Consider the following 12,961-nt stretch of genomic DNA (forward strand, 5'->3'; position numbering starts at 1 on the left):
GTATGCGTCCGCCACCTTGCAGCGCCAGTCGCGGTTGTACTGTGCGCGATCAGCGGGGGTGGCTGGCGGGCGCGGCCTGCTGCGCGGCGATCCAGCCCCGCACCTGCACCTGCAGCACCGGCAGCGGCAGCGCGCCCTGGCCCAGCACCACGTCGTGGAAGGCGCGCACGTCGAAGCGCGGGCCCAGCGCGGTTTCCGCCTCGCGGCGCAGGTCGCGAACCACAAGTTCGCCCAGCTTGTAGCTCAGCGCCTGCGCCGGCCAGCTGATGTAGCGGTCCACCTCGGTGGTGATTTCATGCTCGGACAGCGCGGTGTTGTCGCGCAGGTAGGCCACCGCGCGCGCGCGGCTCCAGCCGTCGTGGTGGATGCCGGTATCGATCACCAGCCGGCAGGCGCGCCACATCGCGTAGGTGAGGCGGCCGAACTCCTCGTAGGGCGTCTGGTAGATGCCCATTTCCTCGCCCAGCCACTCGCTGTACAGCGCCCAGCCCTCGCCGTAGGCGCTGATGTACTCCTTGCGGAAGCCCGGCAGCGCACCCTGCTCGCGCACCAGCATCTGCTGCAGCGAATGCCCGGGCGCGGACTCGTGCAGGGTCAGCGCCGGCAGGTTGTACAGCGGGCGGCTGGGCAGGTCGTAGGTGTTCACCCAGTACACGTCGGCACTGCCGCGGCCGGCGGTCCAGTACGGCGCGATCGCCGCCGGCACCGGCGCGATGGTGAAGCGCCCGCGCGGCAGGGTGCCGATCAGGCGGCCGAGCTGGCCGTCCACCCGCTTGCTGATCCAGGCCGCGCGCTCCAGCAGCTGCTGCGGGGTCTGCGCGTAGAACTGCGGGTCGGTGCGCAGGAAGGCGAGGAAATCAGCGAACCGGGTCTGCGGCGAACGCCCGCGGAAGCCGAGGCGGTCGATGATCGCCTCCATCTGCGCGCGCAGGTCGGCGACCTCGCGCAGGCCGATCGCGTGGATCTGCCCGGGCGCCAGGTCGAGCGTGGTGTAGCGGCGGATCTGCTCGCGGTAGTAGGCCTTGCCGTCGGGCAGGGCCTCGGCGGCCAGGCTGGTGCGCGCGCGCGGCAGGTACTCGTCGCGGAAGAACGCCAGCAGCCGGCGGTAGGCGGGGATCACCGCCTCGGCGATCGCGGCGCGGCCTTCCGCGCGCAGCGCGTCCTGTTCGGCGGCCGGGATCGTCGCCGGCAGTTTCGCGTAAGGCGCGTACATCGCGGCCGCCTCCGGGTCCTGCAGCGCGGCCACCGCGGCGATCGCACCGTCGCGCCCGGCGAGCACCGCGCGCGGCACCGAGAACCCGCGCGCGAGTCCCGCGCGCATGTTGGCGATCTGCTGGTCGAAGTAGCGCGGCACGTCGCGCAACCGCGCGGCGTAGGCGCGGTAGGCGGCGGCATCGCGCAGCTCGACGCGGGCCATGAAGTCGAGGTCCGACCAGAATGCGCTGTCGGAATTGAACGGCATCTCGTAGTCGCGGAAACGCAGCGCGGCGATACGGTGCTCGATCTGCGGCCGGTACACCGCGTAGTTCAGGCGCCCGGCCGGCGAGAGCGCGGCCACGTCGATCGCGTCCAGCCGGCGCAGCACGTCCTGCAGATAGGCCAGGCGCGCCGCCTGCGCGGCCGGGCCGACATCGGGCAGGCGCGTCTGCGATGCGGCGTCGGCGCCGCTGTCGCTGTCCTCGTTCCAGTCGCCGGCCTGCTGCGTGCGCCAGGCCCATTCGGCCTTGTAGAGGGCCTCGAAGGCGTTGTCCGCGGCGCTCCCGGCGTTTGCGGCAGGCGACTGCGCGGCATGCGACGCGAGCGGCAGCAGCAGGCAGCAGGCGAGCACGAACGATTTCACGGTGCGGCTTCCGGTGGGCGAGGCTGCGGATCGTAGCACCGGCATTGGCGCGTCATTCCGGCACCGGCGGACGTGGATGCCGCGATGGTCCGGGCAGGCGAATGCGCTCACTCGCGCGGCGTGCCGTCGGCCTCGTCCGCGTTGTCGTGCCACAGCTCGTGGCTGTCGATCCGCACCAGCAGCGCCGCGTCCAGCGCGTCCACCCGCGCCTGGCGCTCCTGGCTGCGGCTGGCGCGGGCGTTGCGCTGCGCCAGCGCTCATTCGGCCAGCGGTGCCTCGCCCAGTTCCCAGGCGCGCCGGGTGCGCGCGGCCGCGGCCTCCTGCGCGGTGGCCGCGGCCTGCAGCGCCTGCCACTGCGCGTGCCGGGCCTCGGCCAGATCGGCGGTGGCCTGGGCCTCGCGCGTGATCGACAGCCGCATGCCGTCCACCTCGGCCTGCGCCATGTCGGCGCGCGCTGCCTCGCGCGCGGCGACGTCGCGCCGGTAGCGCCCGCCCAGCGGCACCGACAGCACCACCCCGACCGCGCGCTCGGCGCCGCCGCGGTCGTCCAGCACGCGCAGGCCGATGCTCGGGTCGGGCAGGCGGTCGGCGCGTGCGCGCGCGGCCACCTGCTGCTGGCGCAGCGCGTCCTGTTCGGCGATCCCGATCTCGTGGCTGCGCGCGATGATCAGGTCGCGCCAGTAGGCGACGCCGCCCGGCAGCGGTGCCGGGTCCGGCAGCGACGGCGGCGTGGCCGGCAGCGGCAGCTGCGGGTAGGTGACGGCAAGCGCCTTGCGCGCGGCCTCGGCCTCGGCGGCGGCGCGCAGCGCCTCGGCCTGCAGCTGCGCGAGCTCGGCGTCCATCGTGTCCAGCTCGCGGCGCGCGGCGTCGCCCAGCTGTACCCGGCGCGCCAGCGCCTGCCGCGCCTGCCGCATCAGCTCCAGCTGCGCCTGCGCGTCCGCATCCAGCAGGCGCGCGCGCAGCCAGCCCATCCAGTCGTGGCCCAGCCGGCGCGCGGCCTGGTGGGTGGCATCGTCGATCCGCAGGTTCGCGGCGATGTTCGCGTGGCGGCCGATTTCGCGGTCCAGCGCGGCCTTGCCCGGCAGCCGGATGCGGCGGCTGATCTGGCCCTCGAACTCGCGGTAGCGCAGGTCGGGCGCCACGCTGCGCCGCTGCGGGATCAGCTGTGCTTCCCATTCGTAGCTGCCGGCGGCGAGCGCGCGCGAGTCGGCCTGGGTCGCCTGCGCCGCGGCGACTGCGGCGCGCACCTCGGGCTGCGCGGCCAGCGCGCGCTGGGCCAGCGGCTCCGGCGGCAGGAACGCGGCGTCGCCCGCGTGCGCCGGAAGCGCACCCAGTGCCAGCGCCAGCAGTGGCGAGCTGATCGTGGGGCGAATCTTCATGCCAGCCTCCCGGCGGCCAGCACCGGCTCGGTCCACCAGCGCACGTCCTGCGAGGCCACCGTGGCACGCACCGCATCCAGCGCCACGTCCAGCTGCGCCGGGTCGATCAGCATCCACAGCACCCGCCGCTGCACGCGCCCGCGCACCTGCTCGCCCGGCGAGGCGCGCCGGAAATCGCTGGTATGGCCCTCGGCGTGGAACAGGGTGTAGCCGGGCAGGCCGGCGTGCGCGGACAGGGCCTCGGTGATGCCGTCCTCCAGCTCCGGCGGGAACACCAGGGTCATGCGGATCGGGGGCTCATGGCGAGGCTCCGGGGGCGGGCGGCGCGGGATGGGCGAAGCGGCGGTACAGCAGCGGCAGCAGCAGCAGGGTCAGCGCGGTCGAACTCACCAGCCCGCCGATCACCACGATCGCCAGCGGGCGCTGGATCTCCGAGCCGGGCCCGCTGGCCAGCAGCAGCGGCACCAGCCCGAACGCGGTGATGCTGGCGGTCATCAGCACCGGGCGCAGGCGCCGCAGCGCGCCCTCGCGCACCACCCGCTCGATCGGCAGCCCCAGGGCGTGCAGCTGGTTGAAGTGCGCCACCAGCACCAGCCCGTTGAGCACCGCGATGCCGAGCAGGGCGATGAAGCCGACCGAGGCCGGCACCGACAGGTACTGCCCCGACAGCCACAGCGCGAGGATGCCGCCGACCAGCGCGAACGGGATGTTGCCGAGGATCAGCAGCGCCTGGCGCGCCGAGCCGAAGGTCGTGAACAGCACCACGAAGATCAGCCCCAGCGCGACCGGCACCACCAGCCCGAGGCGTGCGGCGGCGCGCTGCTGGTTCTCGAACTGGCCGCCCCACACCAGCCGGTAGCCGGACGGCAGCGGCACCTGGCGCGCCACCGCGGCGCGCGCCTCGGCCACGAAGCCGACCAGGTCGCGCCCGCTGACGTTGGCCTGGACCAGGGCGAAGCGCGAGCCGCCCTCACGGCGCACCGCGACCGGGCCGGTGGCGGGGGCGATCGTGGCCACGGCCGCCAGCGGGATGTCGCCGCTGCCGTCGCCGCGCGCCAGCAGGCTGCGCCCGAAGCGCTCGGCCGATTGCCGCAGGTCGCGGTCGCCGCGCACCAGGATCGGGGTGCGCTTGTCGGGTTCGATCACGCTGCCGGCACGCATGCCTTCCAGCTGCGCGCGCAGCTCGTCCTGCACCGCGCTGACGCTGAGCCCGGCGCGGCCGGCGGCCTGCGGGTCCACCCGCACCTGCAGGTACTGCACGTGGTCGGCGGCCTGGGTGAGCACGTCCTGCGCGCCGCGGATGCCCTCCAGGGTGGCGGCGATGCGCGCGGACAGCTCGCCCAGGGTTTCCAGGTCCGGGCCGAACACCTTGATCGCCACGTCGCCGCGGCTGCCGGTGAGCATCTCCGACACCCGCATCTCGATCGGCTGGGTGAAGCCGTAGTCCAGCCCCGGGAAATCCGCCATCACCGCGCGGATGCGGTCGGCGAGCGCCTGCTTGTCGGCCACACGCCACTGATCGCGCGGCGCCAGCTGCATGAACATGTCGGTCTCGTTCAGGCCCATTGGATCCAGCCCGAGCTCGTCGGCGCCGGCGCGCGCGATGATGTGGCGCACCTCCGGCACCCGCGCCAGGATCGCGCGCGCCACCGCGTCGTCGGTCGCCAGCGAGGCCTGCAGGCTGATCGAGGCCGGCTCTTGCAGCTGCAGCAGGATGTCGCCTTCGTCCATGGTCGGCATGAAGGTCTTGCCGGTGCCCGCCAGGCCAGCACGCCCAGCAGCAGGGCGCCCGCGGCCGCGCCCAGCGCCACCCGCGGGTGCGCGAGCGCGCGTTCCAGCAGCGGCTGGTACAGCGCATGCAGCCGGCGCATCAGCTCACGGTTCGCCGTGCGCGCGCTCCTGCAGCAGCAGCGCAGCCAGCACCGGCACCAGGGTCAGCGACAGCAGCAGCGAGGCGCCCAGCGCGAACACGATGGTCAGCGCCACCGGCGCGAACAGCTTGCCTTCCAGCCCCTGCAGGGTCAGCAGCGGCATGAAGGTGAGGCAGATGATGAGGATGCCGGCGGCCACCGGCACCGCCACCTCGCGGGTGGCGGCATACACCCGGTGCAGGCGCGGCAGGTGCGCGCCGGGTGCCTGCGGGTCGAGCCGGCTGACCGCGTTCTCCACCACCACCACCGCGGCGTCCACCAGCATGCCGATCGCGATCGCCAGCCCACCCAGGCTCATCAGGTTGGCGCTCATCCCGGTCAGCCGCATCAGCAGGAAGGTGGCCAGCGCCGCCAGCGGCAACATCAGCGCCACCACCAGCGCCGCGCGCAGCTCGCCGAGGAACAGCAGGAGCAGCACCACCACCAGCACGGTGGCTTCCAGCAGCGCGTGCTCGACGGTGCCGACCGCGCGCTGGATCAGGCTGCTGCGGTCGTAGAACGGCACGATCCGCACCCCCGGCGGCAGGCCCGGGGCCAGCTCGTCCAGGCGCTGGCGCACCGACTTGACCAGGGTGCTGGCATCCGCGCCGCGCAGTGCGACCACGATGCCTTCCACCGTCTCGCCCTTGCCATCGCGGGTCACCGCGCCGTAACGGGTCAGCGCGTCCACCCGCACCTGCGCCACGTCGCCTATCCGCAGCGGCGGCGGGCCCTCGCGCAGCGGCAGCGCGGCGATGTCGGCGGCATCGCGCAGCGCGCCTTCCACCCGCACGATCAGGGTTTCCTCGCCGGCCTCCACCCGGCCGGCGCCGTCGTTGCGGTTGTTGCGCTCGATCGCCTGCGCCAGATCGGCCAGGCGCAAGCCGGCCTGCGCCAGTTTGGCCGGATCGGGTACGACCACGAAACTGCGCGCCTGCCCGCCCAGCGCGTTGACGTCCGCGACCCCGGGCAGGGTGCGCAGCGCCGGGCGCAGGGTCCAGTCGAGCAGGGTGCGGCGCTGGGCCAGGCTCAGGCCGCCGCCCTCGATGCTGAACATGTACACGTCCGACAGCGGGGTGGAGATCGGCGCCAGCCCGCCCTCGATGCCGGCCGGCAGCCCGGGCGCCACCGCGGCGTAGCGCTCCGCGACCTGCTGCCGCGCCCAGTAGAGGTCGGTGCCTTCCTCGAAGTCGAGGGTGAGGTCGGCGATCGCGTACTTGGCGGTGGAGCGCAGCATGCTGGCGCGCGGGGTGCCCAGCAGTTCCATTTCCAGCGGCGCGATCACACGCTGCTCCACTTCCTCCGGCGTCATGCCCGGGGCTTTCAGGATCAGCTTGACCTGGGTGGGCGAAATGTCGGGGTAGGCGTCGATCGGCAGGTGCGCGAACGCCCACGCCCCGGCCGCGGCGAGTCCGAGCGCGGCCAGCAGGACCAGCAGGCGCTGGCGCAGCGAGAATTCGGTGAGGCGGGTCAGCACGACGGCGGCCTCACTGCGCGCTGCCGCCGGCGGGCGCGCCGGCCGGCGCCGGCAGCAGCGCCTTCAGGGCGACAGTGCCGCGGGTCACCACGTCCATCCCGGGGCGCAGCGCGGGGGCCTGCACCACCGCGTGCACGCCGTCGTTCCCGAGCACGCGGGGGATGCGCACGGCGCGGAAGCGGTCGCCGTCACGGGCGTAGGCCACGTGGCGTTCGCCGTCCGGCAGCAGGGCCTGGGCCGGGATCGCCAGCGCGTCGGCCGGGGCTGGCAGCAGCAGGGTCACCGCGAAGCGCCTCGCCGGGGACGTGCCCGGCGGGGTCCTCGAAACGGGCGCGCACCGGCACCTGCTGGCTGGCCGGGTCGAGGTCGGCGCCGACCGCCGTCACCCGCGCCGCGCTGCCGTCGGCCAGCGCCACCCGCAGCCCCGGCGCGAGCTGCGCGCGCAGCCCGGCGGCGACCGTGAAGCCGATGTCCAGGCGCGCGGGGTCGGCGATCAGCAGCGCCGGCGCCTGTGCCGGCAGCGCGTCCCCGGGGCGCACCATGCGCCGCAGCACCTTGCCGGCGATCGGCGCCAGCAGTTCGATCTCGCCGCCGTCTGCAAGACGCACGCGGACCCCGCCCAGGGCATCGCGCGCGCGCGCCAGTTCCGCCTGCGCGGCGCGCGCCTGGGCCTGGCTCTGCTCGCTGCGCGCCGCCGGGATGATGCCTTCCGCCAGCAGCTGCGCATCGCGCCGCGCCTGGCGACTGGCGACCTCCGCCTCGCTGCCGGCGCGCGCCAGCTCGGCGCCCGCGCGCAGGCATCCGGGCTGCGCAGGCGCAGCACCGGCTGCCCGGCGCGGACCTGCTCGCCTTCGTGCACCAGCAGCGCCGAGACCGTGCCCGCCCACGGCGAGGCCACCTGCTGGCTGGCTTCCAGCGGCGCCTCGGTCTGCGCCGGCAGGCCGGTGACCGGCACGCGGTCGGCGCGCCGCACCGGCGCCAGCGCGATGCCCAGGCCCTGCACCTGCGAGGGCGCCAGCTGCACGCTGCCATCAGGGGCGGCGGCCGGAGCCGCGGCGGCGGCGGTGGCCTCGCTGCGCGGCCACAGCCGCCAGCCCAGCAGGGCGAGGATGGCGGCGGCACCGGCGATGCCGGCAGCGCGGCGCAGGCGCGGGCTCATCGGCGCACCCCGTGCGGGCAGTCGGAACGGAGGGGCGTGCGCGGGATCCTGGGCGACATGGCGGCGTCCGGCGGGCGGAAGGGGCCGCCAGCGTCGCGCGCCAGGCTTTGGGCTTGCTTAAGACGCCGCCGGAAGGCGCAGGGCCGGGGTCGCGCGTCGCCCGCTTTCCCGTCCGCGCGTGGCGCGTGTCGCTGGGGGAACGGGCCCGTCCGTGGTTCGACAGGCTCACCACGAACGGGGAGGGAGCGCACCACGGTTCACTCACCGCGCGTCACTCACAGCGCGGGCAGCGGACCGATGCGCGCCTGCAGCTGGCCGTCTTCCAGCGCGAACTCCAGCGGGACCGCGAGCGCGTCCGCGAGCGCCCGGCACAGGGCCAGGCCGAGGCCGGCGTGCAGCGCGGTGCCGCCTTCGCCTTCGCGGCGCCAGAAGCGTTCACCGAAATGCGCCACCTCCGTGGCCGCCAGTCCCGGTGCGGCATTCCCGACGACCAGCCGCCAGCCATCCGGGGTGCGCCATAAGTGGACCTGCAGCTGGCTCGCCGCCGGTGCGTATTCGATCGCGTTGTCCAGCAGGTTGCTGGCCAGCCGTTCCAGCATCCCGGCATCGCCCAGGCACCAGGCGCTGGCGGGCAGGGTGGCGGCCAGCTGTAGCGCGCGCGCCTGCAGCCGCGGCGCGGCGGCGCCCAGCAGGGTGCGCAGCAGCACGCCGAGGTCGAACGGATCGGTGGACGGCCGCTCCAGTCCGGATTCGATCCGCGCCAGGGTCAGCAGCGATTCGATGCTGCGCTGCATGCGCTGGCTGGCTTCCAGGCTGGCCTGCAGGGCCGCCCGCGCCGGCGCGTCCTGCACCTGCGGCAGGGCGGCCTCGGCGCTGGCACGGATCTCGGCCACCGGGGTGCGCAGCTCGTGCGCCACGTCGCGGGCGAAGCGGCGCTCGCGCTGCAGCGCCAGGCGCAAGCGCTCCATGCCGGCCTGCAGGGCCTGCGCGAACGGATGCAGTTCGGCCGGCAGGTCGTCGGGCAGCCGCGCGGGGGTGTCGGCATCGACGCCTGCGACCTGTGTGCGCAGGCGTTCCAGCAGGCCGAAGCTGCGCCCGACCGCTCACAGGCTGAGCAGCACCACCACCACCAGCGCCAGCGCGATCCCGGAGGCCAGCAGCATGTGCACGCGGCGTTCCACCGAATCCCAGTGCGCGCGCTCGGTGCCCACTGCGAGTACGCCCGGGCGGCCGTCGGCATCCACCTGCGCCTGCGCCAGCAGGCGGCCGGCATGGCCGTCCGGCAGGCGGGCGTCGTAATAGCGCGGCAGCGCGCCGGCGTCCGGCGCGGGCCACGGCAGCGCCAGCCCGTGGCTGTTCGGCGAGGTGGCCAGCACCCGGCCGTCGCGGTCGAACAGGGTGTAGAACTCGGTATGCCCGTCTTCCTGGTAGTCCGCCAGCGGCAGGTCGGCGCCGTGGCGCTGCAGGGAATGCGCGATCACCTCGGCGCGCAGGGTCAGGCCCTGGTCGAGATGGGCGTAGATCTCGCGGTCGATCAGGGTGTCCAGTAGCACGAACAGCAGCGCCAGCACGGCGCCGGCGGTCAGCGCCAGCTGCCAGGCCAGACGCCGGCGCAGCGACCAGTCGCGCCCGCGGGGCACATCCGATGGCATGTCCGTGGGTACGCTCATGGGATGGTGTAGCCGAAGCCACGGCGGGTCTGGATCGGGTTGCCGGCGCCGGCGCGCGCCAGCTTGGCGCGCAGGGTGCTCAGGATCACCTCCACCACCTTGTCGGAGGCGTCGCTGCCGTGGTCGTACAGGCGCTCGAACAGCTGTGCGCGCGAAAGCACGTGGCCGCGGTCGCGCAGCAGCACTTCCAGCAGCGCGTATTCCTTGGGCGAGAGGTCGAGGTCGCGGCCGGCGTGGCGGGCCAGGCGCAGGCGCGGGTCCAGTTCGATCGCCCCCAGCCGCAGCAGCGGTGGCTGCGCGCGCGGCGGCCGCCGCACCAGCGCGCGCAGGCGCGCCAGCAGCTCGTCCAGCGCGAATGGCTTCACCAGGTAGTCGTCGGCGCCGGCGTCCAGCGCCCGCACGCGGTCGGCCACCTGGTCGCGCGCCGACAGCACCAGCACGGGCACCGCGTCGCCGCCCGCGCGCAGGCGTTCGAGCACGGCAAAGCCATCCAGCCGGGGCAGCATCAAATCGAGCACCACCGCATCGTAGGCGTGCGCGTGCAGGTGGGCCAGCGCCTGCTGGCCGTCGCAGGCGAGGTCGCAGGCGTGGCCGGCGCGCTCCAGGTGGTCGTGCAGGGTCTGCCCGAGCACCGCCGAATCCTCGACCAGCAGCACCCGCATCGCGGCCCTCTCAATGACCGTTGCGGTCGCGATGCCAGCCGCGGTGGCGGATGTCCAGATACAGGCTGTAGCAGGCGGTGAAGGTCGGGAACAGGTTCTGCAGGATGCCGACCGCGTCGTTCTTGCCGAAGATGAAGTAGCTCAGCGTCATCACGCTGCCGAGGATGCTCATGTACCAGAACAGGCGCGGGATCACCGGCTTGCCGTGGCGGCGGCTGGCGATGAACTGCACCAGCCAGCGCCCGCCGAACATCAGCGCGCCGACTAAGCCGATCAGCTTCCACGGGGTCATGTGGATGCCGGTCCAGGCCAGCGCGGCCAGCGGCGTGTCCATGAAGCCGACCGGCGCGGCGACGCTCATCGCGGCCCGCCTGCGCCGGGCAATTCCTCCACCGCGGTGCGGCGGCTGCGCTGGATCAGCCAGGCCACCCCCAGCAGGTCCTTGATGCCGACGATCGCGCGGCCGAGGTTGGTGTACTTGGACACGCCCGCGGTGCGCTGGCGATGGTTCACCGGCACGCTCACGGTCTGCCAGCCGGCGCGCTGCATCAGCGCCGGCAGGTAGCGGTGCATGTGGTCGAAGTAGGGCAGGTCGAGGAACGCCTCGCGTTCGAACAACTTGATCCCGCAGCCGGTGTCCGGGGTGGCGTCGCGCAGCATCCGTGAGCGGATCGCGTTGGCGAACTTCGAGGCCCAGCGCTTGCTGCCGGAATCCCGGCGGTTGACGCGCCAGCCGGCGAACAGCTTGACCGCGGGCGGCGCGGCGTCGCGTTTTGCCAGCAGGTTCGGGATGTCGGCCGGGTCGTTCTGGCCGTCGCCGTCGAGGGTGGCGATCCACGCGCGCGCGCGGCCTTCACGCCGTTGCGCACGGCGGTGCTCTGGCCCGCGTTGGTCAGGTGGCGGATCACCCGCAGTTCGGGAACGCTTGTTTGGATCTCGCGCAGGCGGGCCAGGGTGGCGTCGCGCGAGGTGTCGTCCACGTACACGATCTCGAAATCGATGCGCCCGCGCAGCGCCGCGAGGATCTCGGCCACCAGCGGGGCGACGTTGTCTTCCTCGTTGTGCACGGGGACGACGACCGAAAGCTGCGGCGATCCGCTCATACCGGGCGCCAGCCTCACGGGTGCTTGCGCAGGCGCTCGAGCACGCCGTCCAGCGCCTCGAGGCTGGCGTAGTGGATCACCAGCTTGCCCTTGTTGCCGCGGCGGTTGAGCACGTTGACCTTGCTGCCCAGCATGTCCGACAGCTCGCGCTCCAGCGCGGCGATGTCGGCCTGCGGCGGCTTGGCCTTGGGGGCGGTTTTCTTGGGGTCGCTCGGTACCTTGCCGGCGGCGAGCTGCTGCACGCGATGCTCCACCTGGCGCACCGACCAGCCTTCCTCGGCGGCCTGGCGCGCCAGCGCCACCGCCATCGGCTCGGCCAGCGGCAACAGCGCGCGCGCGTGGCCCATCTCGATCGCGCCGGTCTGCACCAGCACCCGCACCGCTTCCGGCAGTTCCAGCAGGCGCAGCAGGTTGGACACCGCGGCGCGCGAGCGACCCACGGCCTCCCGCGGCGGCGGCGTGGGTGAGGTCGAACTCGTCGATCAGCCGCTGCAGCGCCTGTGCTTCCTCCAGCGGATTGAGGTCCTCGCGCTGGATGTTCTCGATCAGCGCCATCGCCACCACGGTGCGGTCGTCCACCTCGCGGATGACCACCGGCACCTCGGCCAGGCCGGCGCGCTGGCTGGCGCGCCAGCGGCGCTCGCCGGCGATGATCTCGTAGGTGCGGCCGCCGCGGCCGTGGACATCGCGATGCTCGCGCACCACGATCGGCTGGATCACGCCCTGGGTGCGGATCGACGCGGCCAGTTCCTCCAGCTTGGCGTCGTCCATGGTGCGCCGCGGCTGGTACTTGCCCGGCACCATCGCATCCACCGGCAGCGTGCGCAGCACCTCGCCCGGCATCGCCTGCAGCGCCGGCGCCTCCGCCGCGGCCTTCGGCCCCAGCAGCGCTTCCAGTCCGCGGCCCAGGCCGCGCTTCTTGGCACCGGCCTTCGCGGCCTCCTTGCCAGCCGTCATGCCGCCTTCTCCTTCTGCTGCTGCTCGCGCTCGCGCTGGCGGCGCAGGACTTCACCGGCCAGCCCCAGGTAGGCTACGCTGCCGCGGCTGGCGCGGTCGTAGCCGAGGATGCTCTGGCCGTGGCTGGGGCTTCGGCCAGGCGCACGTTGCGCGGCACGATGGTGCGGAACACGAGGTCGCCGAAGTGATGGGTCAGCTCGGCCGACACCGCATTGGCCAGGTTGTTGCGCACGTCGAACATGGTGCGCAGCACGCCCTCGATTTCCAGCCGCGGGTTGAAGCGGCCCTTCAGGCCCTCGATGGTGTCGATCAGCGCCGACAGCCCTTCCAGCGCGTAGTACTCGCACTGCATCGGCACCAGCACCGAATCGGCCGCGGTCAGCGCGTTCAGGGTCAGCACCGACAGCGAGGGCGGGCAGTCGATCAGGATGAAGTCGTAGTCGCCGCGCACCTGCTCCAGCGCGGCCTTCAGACGGCCCCTCGCGGCCCTGCGCATCCAGCAGGCGGATCTCGGCGGCGGTCAGGTCGATGTTGCCGGGCAGCAGCGCGTAGCCGTCCGCGCAGGCCACGATCGCCTCGGCCGGCGCGGCTTCGCCCAGCAGCACGTCGGTCACCGAGGCGTCGAGTTCGCGCTTGTCGATCCCGCTGCCCATGGTGGCGTTGCCCTGCGGGTCGAGGTCCACCAGCAGCACGCGCTTGGGCGTGCGGGCCAACGCCGCGGCGAGGTTGACGGCGGTGGTGGTCTTGCCGACCCCGCCCTTCTGGTTGGCGATGGCGATGATGCGGGCCATGCGGCGTGCGTTT

General features: G+C 73.8%; 12 protein-coding genes and 3 pseudogenes. All 15 read right to left on the reverse strand.

Going from position 1 to position 12,961, the window contains the following annotated elements:
• Positions 1-49 precede the first annotated feature (49 nt).
• The 15 genes and pseudogenes from LJB71_RS02445 to LJB71_RS02515 all read right to left on the reverse strand — a co-directional run bounded on the left by LJB71_RS02445 (position 50) and on the right by LJB71_RS02515 (position 12,948).
• Entirely contained in the window at positions 50-1,885 is a 1,836-nt protein-coding gene (locus LJB71_RS02445) for a DUF885 family protein (RefSeq protein WP_259302963.1), read from the reverse strand.
• 212 nt (positions 1,886-2,097) lie between these two features.
• A complete protein-coding gene (locus LJB71_RS02450; RefSeq protein WP_259302964.1) occupies positions 2,098-3,219 on the reverse strand; it encodes a TolC family protein in 1,122 nt (373 codons plus the stop codon).
• The gene (locus LJB71_RS02455; protein ID WP_259302965.1) at positions 3,216-3,503 is read right to left on the reverse strand and encodes a DUF3240 family protein; all 288 of its coding nucleotides are present in this window, start codon (positions 3,501-3,503) and stop codon (positions 3,216-3,218) included. Before LJB71_RS02455 ends, LJB71_RS02450 begins: the two co-directional genes overlap by 4 nt.
• A gap of 13 nt (positions 3,504-3,516) precedes the next feature.
• Positions 3,517-4,983 (reverse strand): efflux RND transporter permease subunit, encoded by a 1,467-nt coding sequence (locus LJB71_RS02460; RefSeq protein ID WP_259304712.1) that lies wholly within the window; start codon positions 4,981-4,983, stop codon positions 3,517-3,519.
• A gap of 111 nt (positions 4,984-5,094) precedes the next feature.
• Positions 5,095-6,606 carry an efflux RND transporter permease subunit gene (locus tag LJB71_RS02465; RefSeq protein WP_259302966.1) on the reverse strand — a complete coding sequence of 504 codons (1,512 nt, stop codon included), beginning with the start codon at positions 6,604-6,606 and terminating at the stop codon, positions 5,095-5,097.
• Between the two features lie 10 nt (positions 6,607-6,616).
• Positions 6,617-6,811: a hypothetical protein gene (locus LJB71_RS02470; RefSeq protein ID WP_259302967.1), complete on the reverse strand. Its 195-nt coding sequence runs from the start codon at positions 6,809-6,811 to the stop codon at positions 6,617-6,619.
• Positions 6,795-7,148 (reverse strand): HlyD family secretion protein, encoded by a 354-nt coding sequence (locus LJB71_RS02475; RefSeq protein ID WP_259302968.1) that lies wholly within the window; start codon positions 7,146-7,148, stop codon positions 6,795-6,797. The genes LJB71_RS02470 and LJB71_RS02475 overlap by 17 nt, the downstream gene beginning before the upstream one ends.
• Positions 7,100-7,765, reverse strand: coding sequence for a biotin/lipoyl-binding protein (locus tag LJB71_RS02480; RefSeq protein ID WP_259302969.1), 666 nt, complete (start codon positions 7,763-7,765; stop codon positions 7,100-7,102). The genes LJB71_RS02475 and LJB71_RS02480 overlap by 49 nt, the downstream gene beginning before the upstream one ends.
• A gap of 275 nt (positions 7,766-8,040) precedes the next feature.
• Positions 8,041-8,733, reverse strand: coding sequence for a histidine kinase dimerization/phospho-acceptor domain-containing protein (locus LJB71_RS02485; protein ID WP_259302970.1), 693 nt, complete (start codon positions 8,731-8,733; stop codon positions 8,041-8,043).
• A 135-nt stretch (positions 8,734-8,868) separates the two neighbouring features.
• Positions 8,869-9,435 (reverse strand): hypothetical protein, encoded by a 567-nt coding sequence (locus LJB71_RS02490; protein ID WP_259302971.1) that lies wholly within the window; start codon positions 9,433-9,435, stop codon positions 8,869-8,871.
• A complete protein-coding gene (locus LJB71_RS02495; protein ID WP_259302972.1) occupies positions 9,432-10,097 on the reverse strand; it encodes a response regulator transcription factor in 666 nt (221 codons plus the stop codon). Before LJB71_RS02495 ends, LJB71_RS02490 begins: the two co-directional genes overlap by 4 nt.
• A 10-nt stretch (positions 10,098-10,107) precedes the next feature.
• A complete protein-coding gene (locus tag LJB71_RS02500) occupies positions 10,108-10,431 on the reverse strand; it encodes a lipid-A-disaccharide synthase N-terminal domain-containing protein (RefSeq protein WP_259304713.1) in 324 nt (107 codons plus the stop codon).
• A gap of 23 nt (positions 10,432-10,454) precedes the next feature.
• Positions 10,455-11,200, reverse strand: a pseudogene (locus LJB71_RS02505) (glycosyltransferase family 2 protein).
• A 14-nt stretch (positions 11,201-11,214) separates the two neighbouring features.
• Positions 11,215-12,157 (reverse strand): annotated as a pseudogene (locus tag LJB71_RS02510) (ParB/RepB/Spo0J family partition protein).
• Positions 12,154-12,948 (reverse strand): annotated as a pseudogene (locus LJB71_RS02515) (AAA family ATPase). The pseudogenes LJB71_RS02510 and LJB71_RS02515 overlap by 4 nt, the downstream one beginning before the upstream one ends.
• Between the last annotated feature and the right edge of the window lie 13 nt (positions 12,949-12,961).

This window comes from Thermomonas sp. S9 (genome assembly GCF_024704365.1).
Taxonomy (GTDB): Bacteria; Pseudomonadota; Gammaproteobacteria; order Xanthomonadales; family Xanthomonadaceae; genus Thermomonas.